This window comes from Gluconobacter oxydans (genome assembly GCF_006539685.1).
In the GTDB taxonomy this organism is placed as follows: domain Bacteria; phylum Pseudomonadota; class Alphaproteobacteria; order Acetobacterales; family Acetobacteraceae; genus Gluconobacter; species Gluconobacter oxydans.
The window spans coordinates 25,218-43,004 of the sequence record NZ_BJNM01000013.1; the positions used below are offsets into that span (position 1 = coordinate 25,218).

13 protein-coding genes are annotated in these 17,787 nt (G+C 60.6%); 9 read left to right on the forward strand and 4 right to left on the reverse strand.

All coding sequences use genetic code 11. The annotated features are described in order from the left end of the window. Window positions 1–17: 17 nt before the first annotated feature. Entirely contained in the window at window positions 18–224 is a 207-nt protein-coding gene (locus GOX01_RS07185) for a hypothetical protein (RefSeq protein ID WP_024716644.1), read from the forward strand. 33 nt (window positions 225–257) lie between these two features. Here the strand turns inward: GOX01_RS07185 and GOX01_RS07190 are convergent, their stop codons facing one another. After that, window positions 258–1,712, reverse strand: a complete 1,455-nt coding sequence (locus tag GOX01_RS07190) for a protein adenylyltransferase SelO (RefSeq protein ID WP_062269664.1) — start codon at window positions 1,710–1,712, stop codon at window positions 258–260. An 85-nt stretch (window positions 1,713–1,797) separates the two neighbouring features. After that, on the reverse strand, window positions 1,798–2,715 hold the full coding sequence (locus tag GOX01_RS07195; RefSeq protein ID WP_011252292.1) for a LysR family transcriptional regulator: 918 nt from the start codon (window positions 2,713–2,715) through the stop codon (window positions 1,798–1,800). A gap of 131 nt (window positions 2,716–2,846) precedes the next feature. Between GOX01_RS07195 and GOX01_RS07200 the strand changes: the two genes are divergently transcribed. The 7 genes from GOX01_RS07200 (at window position 2,847) to GOX01_RS07230 (ending at window position 15,031) form a co-directional block, all read left to right on the forward strand. Next, the gene (locus tag GOX01_RS07200) at window positions 2,847–3,620 is read left to right on the forward strand and encodes an SDR family oxidoreductase (RefSeq protein ID WP_011252291.1); all 774 of its coding nucleotides are present in this window, start codon (window positions 2,847–2,849) and stop codon (window positions 3,618–3,620) included. A 432-nt stretch (window positions 3,621–4,052) separates the two neighbouring features. Further along, window positions 4,053–6,203 carry a peptidase domain-containing ABC transporter gene (locus GOX01_RS07205; RefSeq protein ID WP_062269678.1) on the forward strand — a complete coding sequence of 717 codons (2,151 nt, stop codon included), beginning with the start codon at window positions 4,053–4,055 and terminating at the stop codon, window positions 6,201–6,203. Window positions 6,204–6,205: 2 nt separating this feature from the next. Beyond that, window positions 6,206–7,666, forward strand: a complete 1,461-nt coding sequence (locus GOX01_RS07210; RefSeq protein ID WP_011252289.1) for an HlyD family type I secretion periplasmic adaptor subunit — start codon at window positions 6,206–6,208, stop codon at window positions 7,664–7,666. A 93-nt stretch (window positions 7,667–7,759) separates the two neighbouring features. Continuing rightward, entirely contained in the window at window positions 7,760–9,532 is a 1,773-nt protein-coding gene (locus GOX01_RS07215) for an SEL1-like repeat protein (protein WP_011252288.1), read from the forward strand. Between the two features lie 5 nt (window positions 9,533–9,537). Then, window positions 9,538–12,483 carry a glycosyltransferase gene (locus tag GOX01_RS07220; protein WP_231139134.1) on the forward strand — a complete coding sequence of 982 codons (2,946 nt, stop codon included), beginning with the start codon at window positions 9,538–9,540 and terminating at the stop codon, window positions 12,481–12,483. A 185-nt stretch (window positions 12,484–12,668) separates the two neighbouring features. Beyond that, window positions 12,669–13,661: a hypothetical protein gene (locus GOX01_RS07225; RefSeq protein ID WP_011252286.1), complete on the forward strand. Its 993-nt coding sequence runs from the start codon at window positions 12,669–12,671 to the stop codon at window positions 13,659–13,661. Window positions 13,662–13,798: 137 nt separating this feature from the next. Continuing rightward, complete coding sequence (locus GOX01_RS07230) at window positions 13,799–15,031, forward strand: glycosyltransferase family 4 protein (protein WP_062269668.1); 1,233 nt, start codon at window positions 13,799–13,801, stop codon at window positions 15,029–15,031. A gap of 36 nt (window positions 15,032–15,067) precedes the next feature. On the opposite strand, the gene GOX01_RS07235 is transcribed toward GOX01_RS07230, so the two are convergent. After that, window positions 15,068–16,027: a glycosyltransferase family 32 protein gene (locus tag GOX01_RS07235; protein ID WP_024716639.1), complete on the reverse strand. Its 960-nt coding sequence runs from the start codon at window positions 16,025–16,027 to the stop codon at window positions 15,068–15,070. A 442-nt stretch (window positions 16,028–16,469) separates the two neighbouring features. Here GOX01_RS07235 and GOX01_RS12870 point away from each other — a divergent pair, with 442 nt between their 5' ends. Continuing rightward, window positions 16,470–16,853 (forward strand): hypothetical protein, encoded by a 384-nt coding sequence (locus tag GOX01_RS12870; RefSeq protein WP_155720762.1) that lies wholly within the window; start codon window positions 16,470–16,472, stop codon window positions 16,851–16,853. Between the two features lie 63 nt (window positions 16,854–16,916). Here the strand turns inward: GOX01_RS12870 and dps are convergent, their stop codons facing one another. Continuing rightward, a complete protein-coding gene (gene dps, locus GOX01_RS07240; RefSeq protein WP_011252282.1) occupies window positions 16,917–17,456 on the reverse strand; it encodes a DNA starvation/stationary phase protection protein Dps in 540 nt (179 codons plus the stop codon). Window positions 17,457–17,787 lie beyond the last annotated feature (331 nt).

Consider the following 17,787-nt stretch of genomic DNA (forward strand, 5'->3'; position numbering starts at 1 on the left):
GACGAGGTTGAAGACCAATGCTGAGTTCCAAGGTCATTCATGTCGATGGCGTCTTTCTGGGGACGGCCATCATGAGTGGAAGCCTGAGCACCCTGCGTTTCTATGCCACGCATGAGAGCGTGCGCGCGCTTCACAACGCCTGCATGCCGGATTTCGGCGCGCTGTATGCCCAGGTCAAAAGCCTGTTCAACCGCAGCCGCCTGCTGACGCCGAAAGTCGCCTGATCCGGCTGTTCTGATCCTTTCCCCTGCGGCGCGTCAGGTGCCGCAGAATGTATTCATGACCTTCTCATGAGGTGCCGGGGGCACCTCAAACCCGTCTGCCGCATCATCAAACGGATGTGACAGCGCCTCAACCAGACGGTGGAACGGCGCGTAATCGCCCGCCACCGCTGACCGGATCATCTCTTCGATCCTGTGATTGCGCGGAATGATGCGGGGATTGGTCGCCTGCATGTCCGTGTAACAGGCTTCGACCGGACGCTCTTCCCGACCCAGCCGCGCCTGCCAGTCCCCGATCCAGTCTTCAATCCCCGACCCCGGCCCGAACAGCGCCACGAGACTGTCCGTCTGTCCGGTCCGAACCACGTCGCCAAGCCGTCGGAATGTCAGCGTGAAATCCGCGTCGCCCCGATGCATGGCCGTCAGCAGACGTTCCGTCAGCCGGGCATCACCGTTTTCTTCCTGCGCCAGACCCAGCTTCCGCCGCCAGCCGCCGAGATAGGTGTCGTTGAACACGTCATCAAAGCGCATCAGCGCGTCTTTGGCCTGTTCGATCGCCTTCTCGCGATCGCTGTCCAGCAGGGGCAGCAGCGCCTCCGCCAGCCTTCCAAGGTTCCACAGCGCCATGTCCGGCTGGTTGCCATAGGCATAGCGTCCGTTCTGGTCGATGAAGCTGAAGACCTTTGCTGGATTATAAGCGTCCAGAAACGCGCAGGGACCGAAATCAATGGTTTCGCCTGCGATGGACATGTTGTCCGTGTTCATGACGCCATGAATGAAGCCGACCAGCATCCAGCGCGCCACCAGATCCGCCTGCCGTGCGGTCACGGCTTCCAGAAGCGCCAGATAGGGATTTTCCGCCTCTGCCAGGTCGGGATACAGGCGTCCGATCACGTGGTCCGCAAGAATACGCACCCCTTCGATATCGCCCTGCGCTGCGAAATACTGGAACGTCCCGACCCGCACATGGCTGGAGGCGACCCGCACGATAACGCCGCCGGGCTGCATCGTCTCGCGGGCAACGCTTTCCCCCGTCGTCAGGGCAGCGAGCGCGCGTGTCGTGGGAATGCCGAGCGCATGCATGGCTTCACTGACCACATATTCGCGCAGAACCGGCCCCAGAGCCGCCCGTCCGTCCCCGCGTCGTGAAAACGGCGTTGGCCCGGAGCCCTTGAGATGAATGTCCCGCAGGCGTCCGGACCGGTCCGTCACTTCACCGACCAGCATGGCTCGCCCGTCCCCGAGGCTCGGGACGAAATGCCCGAACTGATGCCCGGCATAGGCCATGGCCACCGGCGCGGCGCCGTCCGGTCGCAGGCCCTGGCTCAGAAAGGCGATCCCCGCCGGGCTGCGCAGCCAGTCCGGGTCCATGCCGAGTTCACGCGCCAGAGGCTCGTTCAGCGCCACGATCTGCGGATTGCGAAACGGCGCCGGAGCGAGGGGGGCAGAGAAACGCTCGGGCAGGGAGGCATAGATGCGAGAGAGCTGCATCAGAAATCCAATCGGGACTTGTGGAGTCTGTCTTCAGATGGGCCAGAGAGCCGGAAAAGGGAAGGGCCACAGCCGGTTTCGGGGTTCAGCTTTCGGCATCTTTGGGAAAACAGTGCGCGTCCAGAAGCCCGGTCAGCCATTCCGTAAAGACTTCCAGTCGGCGGGAGAGATGCGTCCGGTGCGGGTATAACAGCGTCATCGGAAGCGGGGCGGCCCGCCATTGCGGCAGGATATCAACGAGCTCGCCTCTGCGGATGTGGGGAAGAACGTCATAAGCGGGAAGCTGCGCCACCCCCAGACCTGCCAGGCAGCAGGCCACGGCTCCTTCCGCGCTGTTGACCGTCACGCGCCCCCGGACCGGTCTGCTGTCTTCCCGGCCATCGTGCTCCCATTCCCAGTCTTCGATACGGCCCGTGGTGGGCGAGGCGTAGAGCACGGCCTGATGTGCCGACAGATCGGCGGGATTCTGCGGGGTGCCATGCTGCGCCAGATAGGAAGGGCTCGCGACATTGAAGACCGGCAGCAGCCCCAGTTTCCGGCCAATCAGGCTCGAATCCTGCAAAGGCCCGACCCGCAACACACAGTCGGTCCCGTCTTCGGCCAGGTTGATGCTGCGATCCGTCATGCCCAATTCGACATCCAGCCCCGGATAACGGTCCAGAAACTCCGGGAGGGCGGGCGCGACGATCAGCCGTCCGATGCGGCTGGGAAGATTAACCTTCACATGCCCGCGCGTCTGGGAACTGTGGAGCCGGAACCGGTTTTCAGCGTCTTCGAAGTCTCCAAGCAGCCGAAGAGCAGTCTGCTGGAACATCCGGCCATCATCCGTCAGCCGGACCGATCGCGTGGTACGGGCCAGAAGACGGGTGCCAAGCCGGTTTTCCAGTTCCTGCACAGCGGTTGAAACGGTGGAGCGGGGCATCTGGAGCGTATCGGCCGCATGCGTGAAGCTGCCACTTTCCGCGACCCGGATGAAAATACGGAGCAGGTCAATGCGGTCCATGATGTCTCCGGCATGCTGGGGGAATCTGTTCGTTAATCCTGACAGATGATGTCAGGTTTCATGCTTTTTCCGGATTGTCTGACAAATCATGGTTCCTGTCATCATCCATACAGCGCGAGGGACTCTTCAACATGGCCGATCACAGCATCAAGGGAAAAACCGCGCTCATCACGGGCGGTGCCAAGAATCTGGGCGGGCTGATCGCTCTCGATCTTGCCGCTCAGGGCGCAGCCGCCATCGCCATTCATTATAACAGTGCCGCCACGCGTCCGGATGCCGAGGCCACGGTCACGGCCCTGAAAATGCAGGGCGTGCGGGCCCAGGCCTTCCAGGCCGATCTGACGACGGCTGCCGCAAATGAAAAACTGTTCACCGACGTTGTCGCGGCACTGGGAAAACCGGATATCGCCATCAATACGGCAGGTAAGGTTCTCAAGAAGCTGATCCTGGAGACGTCCGAGGACGAGTACGACGAGATGTTCGCCATCAACGCCAAGGCTGCCTATTTTTTCATCAAGGAAGCCGGGCGGCATCTGAACGACAATGGCAAGCTCGTGACTATCGTGACGTCCCTGCTCGGCGCCTATACACCGTTCTATTCGACCTATGCCGGCTCGAAGGCTGCCGTCGAGCATGTCACGCGTGCTGCTTCGAAGGAATTCGGGGCACGGGGTATCTCTGTCAATGCGATCGGTCCGGGCCCGATGGATACGCCGTTCTTCTATGGTCAGGAAGCGCCGGAAGCTGTGGCCTATCACAAGACGGCCGCCGCCCTGTCGTCCCTGAGCAAAACGGGTCTGACCGATATCGAGGACATCGTGCCCATCGTCCGCTGCCTGGTTTCGGACGGCTGGTGGATGACCGGACAGACCATTCTCGTCAACGGAGGGTACACGACGAAGTAACGGTCCCTGAAGGGGCGGAGAGGAAAGCCAACACTTTCTAAAAAGCCCGAACCCGTGACGAAAAGGGAAAAGACAAAAACACCCGCCCGGGAATAACAGGACACGGGATATTGTTTTCTCTGATCATATCCCGTGTTTTCAATAAAACGTCCTCGTGACGAGGGTGTTTATGCTTGAAGGCGTTAATGAGTTTTTGATCTGTCTGGACTATGCTGGCATCAGGTATTTTTCAGTTCCTGCCTGCAGGGGTGGTGACGGAAAAGAGAGTCTTCTCTATTCATAAGAAGATGAACTGGCGTTCCTGCCTGTGGTGCCGCCCTTTGGTCTGCCCTGGCGCGACAACAGCATAGAGGACATTTCGTGGAGCATACCCAGAGCTTGTCAGGCCCCGACGGAAGGGTCAGTCCGACCGTCATTCGGCTTTACGCTGTCCTGGCCGCAGCCCGCTATCACGGCCTGGAACTGGATATCCGCGATTTTGCGGCGGAACCAGGTGAGGATTCGCCGTCTCCCGCCACCCTCGCACGCTGGCTGAACGAGCAGGGCGCCGTTGCCAAAGGCATGCGCCTGCGGTGGCGTTATCTCGTCAAGATCCGCAATTCCCCGCCTGTCGTCCTGATGTTCAAGGATGGCTCAGCCGGCCTGATGGTCCGTGCCGATGCCGAAAAGGGCGTGGTGTGGCTCCGTGATCCAATGGGTGGCGAGGGTGATGCCCCGGTCCCCGTCGACGAACTGCGCCTCATGCAGGTCTGGACCGGCGATGTGCTGCTGGTCAAACGCCGGCGTGACGAATCCGAGGCCGATGCCAGATTCGATCTGCTCTGGTTCGCGAAGATGGTGCTTCGCGAAAGGAAGGTGATGCGGGACATCGCCTTTGCCTCGCTGGTCCTCAGTATCCTTCAGATCTTCCCCGCCCTGATCGTCATGCAGGTCGTCGACCGGGTGGTGAACTACCACTCCATGGCGACGCTGATTTCCCTGAGCGGCTTTGTCATCATCCTCTCGTTCTATGAAATCCTACTGACTTACGCCCGGCGCGAGCTCTCGCTGATCCTGTCCACCCGACTGGATGCCCGTATTTCTCTGCATGCCTTCAACAGGCTGCTTGCCCTGCCGCTCGAGTTCTATGAGCGCGAACAGACGGGTGAAATCCTTGGGCGTTTCATGGCCGTCTTCAAGGTCCGGGATTTCCTGACCGGGCAGCTGATGAGCACCCTGCTGGATCTCTTCACCCTGATCGTGGTCCTGCCCGTTCTGTTCGTGATGAGCCCGACGCTTGCATGGATAACGCTGGCCGCTGCAGGCTGTATCGGTCTTATTGTGGTGATCTTCCTGCCTCTTGTTACCCGTGTCATGGGGCGGCAGGTGCTTGCTGAAATGAAGCGTGGCTCCGTCCTCTACGAGACGGTCGCCGGTATCCGGACGGTCAAGACCCTGGCCCTCGAATCGACGCGGCGTGAACTGTGGGATGAGCGCACGGCAGATGTGGTGCGCTGGAAGCTTGCGGCGGGTCGCATGGCCAGCTGGCCGCAGACCCTGGTCATGCCGTTCGAGATCTTCATCAACCGTGGCATCATCCTGGTGGGCGCCTATCTGATCCTGACGAATGCCAGTTCCATGCAGTCCGGTGCTCTTATGGGCTTCATGATGCTCGGTGGTCGTGTCGCCAGCCCGCTCGTCAATCTTGCCAAGCTGATGGAAGCCTTCAACGAGGTCAGTGTCTCCCTGAGTGAAGCCGGAATGGTTCTGAACCAGCCGACGGAAACCAAGGCGCTGACAACGGGCATGCGCCCTGTCATCAAGGGCGCGCTCTCGTTCAATCATGTCGACTTCTGCTATCCCGGGTCGACAGCAAAAGCCCTTAATGATGTGACGTTCGACATTCCCGCCGGCACGATGCTGGGTCTCGTGGGACGCTCAGGATCCGGTAAATCGACGATCACCCGACTTCTTCAGGGTGTGAGCCGGAACTACACGGGGTATCTGCGTCTTGATGGCGTGGATCTGCGTGAAATCAACCTGACCCATCTGCGCCGTTCCTTTGGCGTGGTGCTTCAGGACAACTTCCTGTTTCGTGGAACAATCCGCGACAACATCACGGCGGGCCGCCCGGGGCTGACGATCGATGATGCGATCCGCGCCGCGCGCCTTGCTGGTGCCGAAGAGTTCATTGAGCGCATGCCTGCGGGCTATGATACCTGGATTGAAGAAGGTTCGACCAACATCTCGGGTGGTCAGCGGCAGCGGCTTGCCATTGCCCGTGCGGTCATCAGTGATCCGAAGCTGATGATTCTGGATGAGGCCACATCGGCGCTGGATCCGGAGTCCGAAGCGCTCGTGAACGCCAATTTGCAGCGGATCGGCAAGGGCCGGACGATGGTGATCGTTTCCCATCGTCTGTCGTCTCTTGTAAACTGTCACCAGATCGCTGTTATGGATCAGGGTAAGCTGGTCGATATCGCACCTCACAGTGTTCTGCTTGAGCGCTGTGAAATCTACCGGATGCTCTGGCTGCAGCAGAACCGGCACATGACAGATAACGATGGTCCCGGTTCTGCCGGGCAACTGACGGAAGGAGAGTAATCATGAGCTCTTCCGACATGATCCCCAATGGTGACCAGTCTTCCGACCAGTCTGACGAAGACTTCAACCAGCACGTTCCGCGGCCGGCCACCGATCCTTTCGCGCCCAATGACATGCCACTGGCGCTGCTTGAGTTTCATTCGCCAACGGCAGGACTGGTCAATCTTCCGGCTACGCCGGCTGCGCGCTACATTATCCTGCTGATCGGTGGTCTGTTCCTGGCTTGTCTTGCGGTTATGGCCTTTTTTCCGATCAATCGCGTCGTCTCCACACCGGGGCGGCTGATTTCAACGCAGCCGACCATTGTCGTGCAGCCGCTTGAAACCTCCATCATCCGTTCCATTGATGTCCATGTTGGCGATTTCGTGAAAAAAGGCGACGTGCTCGCCCATCTCGATCCGACCATCACTGAGGCTGACATCACGAACATGCATCTGCAGCGTGATGCCTATCAGGCGGAATATGACCGTCTGAAAGCGGAAGCCGCGGGACAGGACTATCATGTCAATCTGAACGATCCTGCTTCGGTCGAGCAGGGCGCTGCCTTCATGCGCCGCAAGACCGAATATCAGGCGCATGTCGAGAATTACGCCCAGCAGATCGCCAGTCTTGAAAGCGATATTCAGGGCTACAGGGCCAATGCGGCCATGTATGGCAGCAAGATGCGCGTTGCGTCCGAGGTCCTGCAGATGCGACAGCGGGAACAGGCCGATCAGGTCGGCTCCCGTCTTTCGACCCTGGGCGCCCAGACGGAGCTGATGGAAGCCGAGCGTGCGGAGATCGCTGCCCAGCAGAGCGCCAACTCCGCGGAAAAGAAGCTGGCCGCCATGAAGGCCGAGCGTGACGGATATATCGGGAACTGGCAGGCCAAGATCTATTCGGACCTGACCGAAGCCGGGCATCATCTGGCTGAATACCGCAGTGCCTATGAAAAGGCGCGTCTTCGTCAGGATCTTGTTCTGTTGCGCGCTCCGGAAGACGGTATTGTCCTGACCATCGCACAGGGCTCAGTAGGCTCCGTCCTTCAGTCTGCCGGGCAGTTCATTACCCTCGTTCCCACGGGCTACGGCCTTGAAATGGAAGCCGTCCTGCGTTCGCAGGATGTAGGTTTCGTTCAGGTCGGTGATCATGCGCTGCTGAAATTCGTAACCTTCCCCTACGATCAGTACGGCGGTGCGGAGGCAACGGTTCGCGTCATCAGTGCGGATGCTTTCACACCTTCCTCCCAGAACGGCAGTGGCGGTGCAAACGGAAGTGGGGCTGCCGATGATACCACCGCTTCAGGTGTCTATCGCGTCCGTCTGCGGATCGACCGTTACACCCTGCATGGGCAGCCCTCCTTCTTCCATCCGATGCCGGGCATGTCCCTTACGGCTGATATCGATGTCGGAAAACGGACCGTGCTGCAGTATCTGTTCAACAGGATTACGCCGGCACTTACGAATGGTATGAGAGAGCCATAATAAAAGCACGGAGCGTCCCCAGAAGCGCTCAAAGGAACGCCCGGCGCAGACCGGGCGTTCCTGTATGACAGTTATTCAGGATCTGTGTCGCTCATGTCGTTCAAACGTCGCCTTTCCGCTCTTCTTTCCTCCCGGGGCAAGCTGGAATATGCGATCCATCTCACGGAAACCGGTCAGGCTGTTCAGGGGTTCGCGCTTCTCAGCCGCATCGCCGCCACAGGAGACGCGGAGGCCGCGTTCCGGGTCGGGCGCGCCTATCTGGACGGGCTTGGGGTTCCACCCAGTCTCGAAGATGGCGCCCGGTGGATCTATCAGGCCGCCGAGGCAGGGCATATTGAAGCGGCCTTCGTGCTGGCCACGCTTTATACAGTGGGCCTGCCCGAAGGATTTGAAATCCGCACGGCCAGCGAGGGGCTGGATCTCTCGCATGTGCCGCAGGCAGGCCCAAGACATCCGGATTTCCATCTTGGTCTGCGCTGGGCCAAAATCGCTGCGGATGCCGGTTCCCCGGATGCACAGGCCCTTCTGGGATATATCCTGACCAATGGACCGGAAGACCTGCGCGATCTGACGCAGGCCCGGTCCTGGTACGACCGTTCCGCGGCCGCAGGGTGTTCGCAGGGCCATCTTGGTGTGGCGCTTTCCATTCTCCATGAGGCCCATTCAGACGAGGACCTGTCTGCCGCCGCCAGGCATCTGACCGCAGCGACGAAAGGCGGTCTCGGCACGGCTTTCGATATTCTGGGCAGGATGTACGAGTCAGGCTCGGGTGTGCCCCGGGATCTCGGAAAGGCTGCCAGTTATTTCCATCAGGCGGCGGAACGCAACATCGTAACGGCCCAGGCGCGCTATGGGCTGATGCTGCTGGAAGGAACGGGCACGCCCCGGCATTACGGCCGGGCTGAAACCTGGCTGAAGCGCGCCGCAGCGAATGGCGATACGCAGTCCGCCGCCCTGCTTGGTGATCTGTGTGCCAATGGCGGCGATCTGCCTCCCAATCTTGTGGAATCCGCCAAATGGTACCGTCTGGCGGCCGAGCAGAAACATGCCGGCGCCGCACGGGCCCTCGGGCTGCTCTATCTGACAGGAAATGGTGTCCATCAGGACCCCGATGTCGCGGCGCACTGGTTCAAGGTCGCGTCGGAAGCGGGAGACGCCCATGCGGATGCGGATTTCGGGAACCTGATTCTCGCCGGAGCGTCCGCAACCCCTGATGAAAAACAGGCCCTGCATGCCCGTTTCGAAAAAGCCGCCGAAAAAGGCGATCTGGTCGGGGCCTATAATCTGGGTGTGTGCTTTGCCGAAGGCGTGACTGGCACGAAGGACGGGCGTGAAGCGGCCCGCTGGATGCAGAAAGCCGCCGATGGTGTCGTCAACGCGCAGTACTGGTATGGCAGGATGCTGCTAGAAGGACGGGGCGTGCAGCCCGATCCCACACAGGCGCTCTACTGGATGGAAAAGGCCGCCGATGCGGGCATGGCCGAGGCACAGGTCACTGTGGCGGGGCTGCTCGTGGACGGGAGCATCAACGGCCGTCAGGATCATGAAAAAGCCCTGACGCTGTACCGGAAGGCCGCCGAGAGCGGCAACGTGGACGCCATGTTCTCGCTGGCCGCGATGTATGGCGGCGGCCATGACGTCCCCGAGAACCGCCCGCAGGCGCAGCTGTGGTTCCGCAAGGCCGCCCAGCGAGGAAACGGCCTCGCCCAGATGATGCTTGGTCGTTATCTCGTGCGCGGACTGGCCGGTGTGACGGACCCGGTGGAAGGTCGCATCTGGCTGGAGCGGGCAAAAGCGCAGAATATCAGGGACGCTGAAGCGGAACTCGCCCTTCTGGACGAAGCGCAGCCGGACGGCGATGACTGATTTCCGTGTCTGCTGATCGTCCTCCCCCCGGTCCGAAGACCCCCGGCGCAGCGTTTGCCGGGTTCGGGCGGACTGTCAGCGACGAGGACCGCGCCCTGTGGCGTGAGGCCATGAGCCGCAGAGCGCAGGAAGCCTTTGCCCGGGGGCAGGCCGCCCTTCAGGCCGGAAACACATCGCTTGGCCTGTTCTGGCTGGAGCGGGCCGAACGGATGTCGCGGCATAACCCCAATCTGAAATGGTCCGTCGGGCTGGCCTGTCTTTCCGCGGGCAGGCTCATGGACTGCCTGGTCCGCATGGAAGATCTGCGTCAGGATTTCGGGCTGCGGGAAGCCGCGTTTCTGGAAGCCGTCTGTCTGGCGCGGCTGCAGCGCATGGAAGATGCCACAATCCGGATGCAGGCGGCCCTGTCCGCCTTTCATGCGACCCCGGAAACCTATCCTCTGGCGGAACAGATCGCAGTTTCCGCAGGGCTGCCGGGATGGATGACGGCGTCTAATGCGGGCATCGTCCATATCGGGACGTCCCGCCCAGTCCGTCTGTTTCTTGATGGGCGGGAAATCGCACAGGGTGCCACGGGCGGCCGGTATGACCTTCCGGAAGGCTGGCGCTCAGCACGGCATCTGGCGGTCCGCGTCGGCCGTCGGCATGTTCTCGGCAGCCCGCTGGATATCGCCGCCCTGACCCGGTGCGAGTCCTTTGTGGAAGCGGCGGCGGATGGCCTGAGGGGCTGGATCTGGACGCCGGCCGAACCCGAGCATGTCCCGGTGATCACACTCTGGAACGGCTCCACCCTCCGGGCTGAGGACTTCGCGCAGGATGTGGACAGCGATGTCCCCCTGGCGCGCTACCGGGTGTTTCACGTTCCGGCCAAAGAGTGCCCCGAACGCGATGAGGGTCCCCTTGAGCTGTGGAACGAAAACGGCCGTCTTCTGACGGGTGCTCCCGTTGATCCTCTGGTGGGGAAACTGGTTTCGGGGCAGACACGGGGTCTGCCGGCACGGTTACGTCCTGTGAAGATCCAGCCGGGCAGGATGCGTCCGCATCTTCCGCGCCAGAGCCCAGGCTGTGCGGTCGTGATCCCGGTCTATGCTGACCGGGTCCGGACCATGGCCTGCCTGCGGACCGTTCTTGCGACCTGCCCGGCGGATGTGCCGGTGATCGTCGTGGATGATGCAACCCCGGAGCCCTCTCTCGCACAGGCGCTTGATCAACTGGCGGAGGACGGACGGATTATCCTCATCCGTCACGACCGGAACCGGGGTTTTCCGATCTCCGCCAATGACGGAATGCGCGCGGCGGCAGGGCGGGACATCCTGCTTCTCAACAGCGACACGCTCGTCCCCGCAGGCTGGGTCGAGCGGTTGCGGGCAAGGCTTGCAGGATCGGATGTTGGCACGGTCACGCCACTTTCCAATGATGCGACCATCCTGTCCTACCCGTCCACGGAGCGTTCCAATCCGGTTCCGTCCCTTGCGGAAATGCGCGCGATGGACCGGCTGTGCCAGAAGAATGGGGCCGTCTCCACGGAGATCGACCTGCCCACTGCCCACGGGTTCTGCATGGCGATTTCGGCGGAGTGTCTGGCCGAAACGGGTCTCTTCCGTGAAGACCTGTTTGCTCAGGGCTATGGCGAGGAAAATGATTTCTGCCTCCGTGCGACGGCGCGGGGCTTCCGGCATCTGGCCGCGCCGGAGCTTTACGTCGCCCATGTCGGATCTGCGTCATTCGGAACCGCCCGAAACGCTCTCGGCGCGCGGAATCTGGACATCCTCAATGCCCTGCACCCCGGCTATCAGGCCCTCGTGGGGCGTTTCATTGCCGCCGATCCCCTGCACGAAACGCGGCGCAGACTGGATGCCGCACGACTGCTCCAGCAGGGCGCAGGCCGGCCTGCCATTCTCATGGTCCAGCATGATGCGGGCGGCGGCGTCGGGCGGGTCGTGCGTGAGCGGTCGGAGGCTTTCGAGGCGGATGGTGTGCTTGCTCTCGCCCTTCGTCCACATGAAAGCGGCTGCCTGCTCGAATATGCCCTTGATGGAAAACGCTTTCCCAACCTGAAATACCATCTCCCGGATGAACTGCCGTCCCTGCTGGACCTGCTCACTGCCCTGCGTGTCCGGGCTGTGGAGTGGCACCATCTGATCGGTCACGCCCCCTGCATCCGGACCATGCATGAGGCGCTTGGCGTTCCGTATGACGTCTTCATTCATGATCATGTCTGGTTCTGCCCGCGAATCTCGCTCTGTGACGGGGCAGGGCGGTACTGCGGCGAACCGGACCCGGCGGGATGTGAACTTTGTGTGGCACGATGGGGAAGCTATCTCGGTGAAGACCTCTCCATTGCCGATCTTCTGGCCCGCTCCACCCGCGAGTTATCCGGCGCACGCAGGCTCATGGCGCCTTCCGACGATACGGTCCGGCGTATCTGCCGCCATTTCCCCGGTCTGAGTATCGAAGCCCTGCCGCTGGAAGACGATGCGGCGCTTCACAAAGACATCATGCCCCATCGTCATGCGACGCGCGGGCAGCCGCTCAGGGTCTGTGTCGTGGGGGGAATCAGCCGGTGGAAAGGCTATGACGTCCTGCTGGCGCTGGCGACCGAGATCCAGACCCATCGCCTGCCCATTGTGCTGTCTCTGGTGGGCCATACGCATGACGACGATGCGCTGATTTCACGAGGTGTCCGGGTAACGGGGGAATATCGCGAAGACGAGGTCCAGTCCCTGATCCGTCAGCAGCAGCCGGATGTGGGACTGATCCCCTCCATCGCGCCCGAAACATGGTGCTACGCCCTGGGGCAGGTCTGGCGCAGCGGGCTGGAAGCGGTCTGCTTTGACCTGGGCGCGCAGGCCGAACGGGTCAGAAGAAGCGCGACCGGTCTTGCGGTGCCCCTCGGTGTCGCACCCTACCAGCTTGCCATGATTTTGTTGGGGCGATGGGGGGCAGTATGATGACGGGTGATTTACCTTTCTTATCGAAACAGGCCACTATAATGCCGAAAGAGAAGCCGGTATTTATGAAAACTGGTGCAACGCATCGTCGGGCTGCTGCTTGTAACTGTCATGACCACTCGTGACAGTTTATGAAACATGCCAGTATTATTGCCCGCAAGAACGGACGCAATTGGGAGTAGGGAATGTCTAACGCCGCCGAAGCACCACGACAGAACCGGGTCATCGACCTCAAAGCCGGTGCACACATGATGGTTCTGGATGCAGGTATTTTCTGCATCTTCCATGCTGCCGGCCAGGCGCCCGCAGGTCCGGCCGGACTGCCGGGAGTCCGGATTTCGCGTGCTCCGGGGACGCCGCCGGGGATCGTGACCGTCAGCACCTTCGAGGAAGATGGCTGGATCGGTGGTTCGAACGGCGCTGCGCTGGTCCGTGTGATGCGCGGCCCGGCTGCTGTTCTCGTGACCACCTATCAGGAACCGGGCAGCACGCATGCCGCACCGCGTCTGCAGGTGGCACAGCTTGCCGGGCCCGTAACCTCGGCTCCCGCACAGCCTGCGCCCCAGCCGGCCGCGGCTCCGGCTCCGGTGGCCGCATCGGCTGCCGCTGAAATGGCTGAGACCGTTGCGGAAAAGATCTCGAAGGATATTTCCGCCCATATCCAGCGCCGTGGCGATGTCACGAGCGGCATCGGACACTGGATGGGCGTCCCCGGCAGCCAGAGCTGGATCGAAGGTTTCAGCGTCGCTCCCGAAGAGGGCATCCCGGCGTCGGACATCGAATATCAGGCCGTTCTCGGCAAGGGCTGGCTGTCTCCGTGGGCTGAAGGTGGCCAGTACTGCGGTTCACGGGGCATGGCGCTCCCGATTCTGGGTCTGCGCGTCCGCCTGAAGGGCAAGTCCGCCGAGACGCACCGGATCCGTCTGACGGCGACGTTCACGGACGGTACGCGTCTTGGACCCGTGGACGGTTCCGAGGCGCTGGAAGCCGAAAGCCTGGCGCCGCTGGAAGCCTTCCTGCTGGAAATCCTGCCCGAGGGCGAGGAAACCGCAGCGCCCAAGGCCGCTCCCAAAGCGACCCGCGCCAAAGCCGCAGCGAAGCCCCGCGCTCCAAAAGCCGCCGCAGCACCGGCCAAGACGGCACCCCCCAGAAAGCGCAAGTCCACCCCGGCATCCTGATCCGTCGCTGATGCCCGACCAAGTGACCGGCGAGGGAACTTTCCCTCTCCGGTCGTCTTTGAAAACCGCTGTCATCTGCTGTCCTCTCCGTGCGCGAACAGGAAACCGCAGAGGCGTCCTGTCGCTCCGGAGAAGACGTGCGTTATCTATTCGTCCACCAGAATTTTCCAGGACAGTTCCTGCATTTTGTCCGCCATCTTCTGGCGCAGGGTCATGAGATCGTCTTCATCTCCGAAGCGAACAGCAATCATATTCCCGGTGTCCGCCGCGCCATTTACCGCGTGCCGCGCCTGCCTTCGATGGAAACCCATCGCAGCCTGAGGGAATTCGAATACGGCCTGCTCCGTGCCGAAGCCGTCGCAACGGCCGCCCGAACGCTCAAGGGGCTGGGGTATGAGCCTGATATCATCATCGGCCATCACGGCTGGGGTGAACTGCTCAATCTGGTCGATGTCTTTCCGGACTGCCCAATTCTCGGATATTTTGAGTTCTTCTATCACGCCGACCAGAACGACGTGGGGTTCGACCCGGAATTTCCTCCTTCCCCGGAGCTTGCCGCGTCCGTGCGGGTCAAGAACGCGATCAATCTGCAGGCGCTCTGCCTGGCGAACGGGTATGGTCAGTGCCCCACGCAGTTCCAGCTCGGAACCTATCCTGTCTGGGCGCAGGAAAAGATTTCCCTGTTGCGCGAAGGCGTCAATCTGGAGCTCTGCTCCCCCGAACCGCAGGCCAGACGGCGCAACCTTGTCATCAAGGACGTCCGGATCACGCCCAAAACCCCGCTCGTCACCTATGTGGCCCGTGACCTAGAACCCTATCGCGGCTTCCACGTCGTCATGCGCGCGCTCCCCCGTATTCTTTCCGAACGCAAGGACGCGCATGTCATTCTCGTCGGCGGAGACAGGGTCAGCTATGGCACGCTACCGCCGGATGGCGGAAGCTGGCGCGAAGTCATGCTCCGCGAACTGGGAGACAGACTGGATCTCGAGCGCGTGCATTTTGTCGGCAAGGTCGAATATGACGATTTCCGCGCCCTTCTGCGGCGTTCGGATGCCCATCTGTATCTGACCTATCCGTTCGTCGCCTCCTGGTCCCTGCGCGAAGCCATGGCCACGGGCTGCCCGATCATCGGAAGCGACACGGCGCCGGTGCGTGAGTTCATTACGGATGACGTCACGGGCCGGCTGGTGCCGTTTCTGGAGCCCGAAAAGATCGCCGAAGCCACGCTTGCGCTTCTGGATGATCGCAGGACGGCCCGTCGTCTGGGGCAGGAAGCCCGGCGTTACGCCGAGGCCGAACTCTGTCTGAACGACTATCTGCAGCGTTACGACGATCTGGTCGACCGGATCACGAAAACGCACCGGTCCTGAAAGAGGACACAGGAGGGTTCAGACCCTTCTGTCGCCTCAGGCGCTATGCCAGCTTGCGCCGTGAATTTTGTAAGTGACCTCATATTCCTCGACCGTCTCATCGAACTGGTGCTGGTCGTCAATCTGAAGGTCGCAGAGGGGTCTGTGACTCTGCAGCGCATTGTAGATCGCACGGCTGACAGCCCTGTTGAGGACGCTGGGGCCTGTCTTGAAGGCAATATACAGCCCGCAATGTTCAAATGTGTTGATCAGCGCCATCATGGCGCCGTTGGAAACGATGCCATTGCTCGGGGCGGCGCCGAAAAAGTCATTATGCAGTACGTAGTTATGTGTCGTGAAAAGATGACACTCCTTGATGCTGCCGGTCGTGAGCTTCTTCCAGGCCTCCAGGGAACGGATCCGTAGATCGGCATCGAGCCACCATCCGCCATTGACCATGATGACATACAGGCGGAGCAGATCGGCACCTTCGGCGGGATGGCGGACCTTGCGAAAGATCTCGGCAATTTCCTTGCCGTAATGATCGTAGAGCCATTTCGTGGCGGACTCGCGATCGAAGATCGTAAACCGGGTTCCGAGCAGTTCCTGATGGTACCGGATATTGTCCCTGATTTCTTCCGGTGGGTCACAATCCCAATACATGTAAAGATGAGAGGGGATCGGGTTCGGACTGGCGATATCTTCCCCGCTCCTGAGGCCGACAGGCGGGTACCGCAGGGCCAGTTCCAGATAAAGTCTGTCTATTTCTTCTCCGGAATGAAATATTTCAAAAGCATTTCCGATGAGATCAAGGCCTTGTCCGACTTTCCCATCCTGCCATGCGATCTGGATACCCTGAATGTAATTGGCGAGCGCAGGTGAATATGTCGCCAGTTCCTCAAGTTCCTCCGGTGGCGGCGCATTGGAAGATTTCAGCAGACATAGCAGTCTGACCTGAAGAAGAGACTGGGGTAGTGGAAATTCCGTCTGCGTCTTGCCGTGCAGATCGAAAGCCACCCTGTAGAAATAGGAAGCTTCGAGAACCTTGCTGTGAATATGAAGAATATTGGCGATGGCAAAGGCGTGCTCGACTGTCGACGCGCCATGCTTCTCGTAATAGGCAACCGCCTGATGGTCATGGCAGGAATGAAGTATATTGACATACGTCGAATCTGGTGAGCTAATGGCTTCTGAATTAAGTATTTATTAACCATTTATACTATAATGTCTGCGGGTATCTGTCGTTAATCATAATGTAACGCGATTGTATTTATCAATGGTCTTGGTGTGATTTTGGATATTTCCCGTTTTTTTCACGATTTTTCTGTATTCCGAAGGTCCGACCGACTGACGTTCGGACAGGGAATCGGGCAAAATGAGGCAGGGAGAAGTTACAATGGTGAATGACGTCGTATCGGTTTTGAAAAGCGCTCTGGGCCGCTGGGTGTGCAGAAAAGACGTGTCATCCCATCCGTCCCTGCTTACGGAACCGGATCTTCATGCTCTTGCAGTGGCGACACAGGCAGGAATGTCGAGCCCGCCCTCACCGGAGGGGGAGCGGGAATGGGGCAATCTGAGGGAGCTGACGAAGGACTGGATCGTCCAGCAGAAACCGGGCGTCGCGCCGGGACCGTTGCAGACGCGTGATTTCGAACATCTGGCTGCCCTGATCTCACCCGTACTTCCCGAGGGGGCCTCATTTCAGGCGGCCTCGGAGCCGACCGTGGCACAACAGGAGCCGCCACAGGCCGCTATTCCGCCGCAGCCGGAGGTGGTGGAACGCTGGACGCGGGAGGCCCCGGAGCTGGTGTTTGCCCGTGAGCATCTTGAGCGCTGTCTCTGAACAGAAAAACGCCCCGCATGAGACCTGCGGGGCGCTGGAAGGGTCAGTCGGAACCGGGGGTGATCAGCTCCGGCTTCCCTTGTGATCGCCATCGCGCATCTGGCCCGTCGGCTCCTGAACATGAGCCTCAAGGAACCAGAGATGCTTGTCGAGGCCACGGGACACTTCCGTGAAAACGTCGGCCGTATCGTCGTCGCCTGCCTCGTCCGTCACCTTGATGGATTCACGCATGTTGTTGGCAACCGTCGCGTAGCGGTCGATCAGCGCCGCCAGATGGTCGGCCACGCGATAGATGTTGGTGGGATAAGGCTTGCAGGCGCTGTTCTTGGCAACATCCTGCACGGTCCCCAGTGCCGTCCCGCCAAGCTGGACAGCGCGTTCGGCGACTGTGTCAGAGAAGCCATCGATGCTGGAACGGAAGCCGTCGAGCATTTCATGAACGCCGATGAACTGCGGTCCCTTGAGGTTCCAGTGGGCCTGCTTGGTGATCAGCGCCAGGTCGATCAGGTCGGAAAGACGGGCGTTCAGCGTCTGGATGGAAACATTCTTGGTGTTGTCCGCCGTGTTGTTCTGCGTCACGTGGCGGTCGGTTCTGGAAACCATTGGACTACTCCTGAACATCGGAATGCGACCCGAAGCTTGGATTCAGGTCGTGAAAATCTTCTCGCGCCCCTTGGGGTTTCGGGGCCGGCGTTCATTCAAACGTGTCATCCGTGCCACGGTTGCCTTGCGAATTCAGGTTCGGAGCGGCAATTTTATGATCTGCTGCCGGATGCGGTTTTCGGAGCTGCTCCCAGCCCGTTCCATTGACTGTTCAGGGCGGTTTGTAACGGCCATAGCCTGCGGGGATGACATAAATCTTTCATCCCGTGTCCTTCCTGTTCCGGTTGTTCTTCCATGACAGGACGGCTAATGCACTGGTGTGGTGGCTGAA